This is a genomic window from Ruegeria sp. CF3 (assembly GCF_056537365.1).
In genome coordinates this window covers 1-1,177 of sequence record NZ_JBQFRK010000015.1, presented here as the reverse complement: position 1 = coordinate 1,177, position 1,177 = coordinate 1, and the positions used below count along the sequence as shown (strand labels likewise).

Annotated in this window: 1 protein-coding gene; it reads left to right on the top strand. The window is 58.9% G+C overall.

What is annotated here, in order from left to right:
* On the top strand, positions 1 to 1,176 hold a 1,176-nt coding region (gene tuf / locus ACR0KC_RS22225), incomplete at its 5' end, for an elongation factor Tu (protein WP_010441214.1).
* Between the last annotated feature and the right edge of the window lies 1 nt (position 1,177).

The window sequence follows — 1,177 nt, the reverse complement described above, 5'->3', positions numbered from 1 at the left end:
ATGGCAAAGGAAAAGTTTGAGCGTAATAAGCCGCACGTCAACATCGGCACGATTGGCCACGTTGACCACGGCAAGACCACGCTGACCGCAGCAATCACCAAGTATTTCGGTGACTTCAAAGCGTATGACCAGATTGACGGCGCGCCTGAAGAAAAAGCACGTGGCATCACCATCTCGACCGCCCACGTGGAGTACGAGACCGACAACCGCCACTACGCGCATGTCGACTGCCCCGGCCACGCCGACTACGTCAAGAACATGATCACCGGTGCCGCTCAGATGGACGGCGCGATCCTGGTTGTGAACGCAGCTGACGGCCCGATGCCGCAGACCCGCGAGCACATCCTGCTGGGCCGCCAGGTTGGCATCCCGAAGATGGTCGTGTTCATGAACAAAGTTGACCAGGTTGACGACGAAGAGCTGCTGGAACTGGTTGAGATGGAAGTTCGCGAACTGCTGTCCAGCTATGAATACCCCGGCGACGATATTCCGATCATCGCAGGTTCGGCTCTGGCGGCGATGGAAGGCAACAACCCGGAAATCGGCGAAGAGAAGATCAAAGAGCTGATGGCGGCTGTTGATGACTACATCGACACCCCTGAGCGTGAAGTTGACAAGCCGTTCCTGATGCCGGTCGAAGACGTGTTCTCGATCTCGGGCCGTGGTACTGTTGTGACCGGCCGTGTCGAGCGTGGCGTGATCAATGTTGGCGACGAGATCGAAATCGTCGGCATCCGTGACACTCAGAAAACCACCTGTACTGGTGTTGAAATGTTCCGCAAGCTGCTGGATCGCGGTGAAGCGGGCGACAACATCGGCGCCCTGCTGCGCGGTATCGACCGTGACGGTGTTGAGCGTGGCCAGGTTCTGTGTAAGCCGGGTTCGGTTACACCGCACACCAAGTTCGAAGCCGAAGCCTACATCCTGACCAAGGAAGAAGGCGGTCGTCACACCCCGTTCTTTGCGAACTACCGTCCGCAGTTCTACTTCCGTACAACTGACGTGACCGGCACCGTGACCCTGGCGGCTGGCACCGAGATGGTTATGCCCGGCGACAACGTCGGCTTCACCGTCGAGCTGATCGCGCCCATCGCGATGGAAGACGGCCTGCGCTTTGCGATCCGCGAAGGCGGCCGCACCGTCGGCGCCGGCGTCGTCTCGAAAATCATCGAGTAAT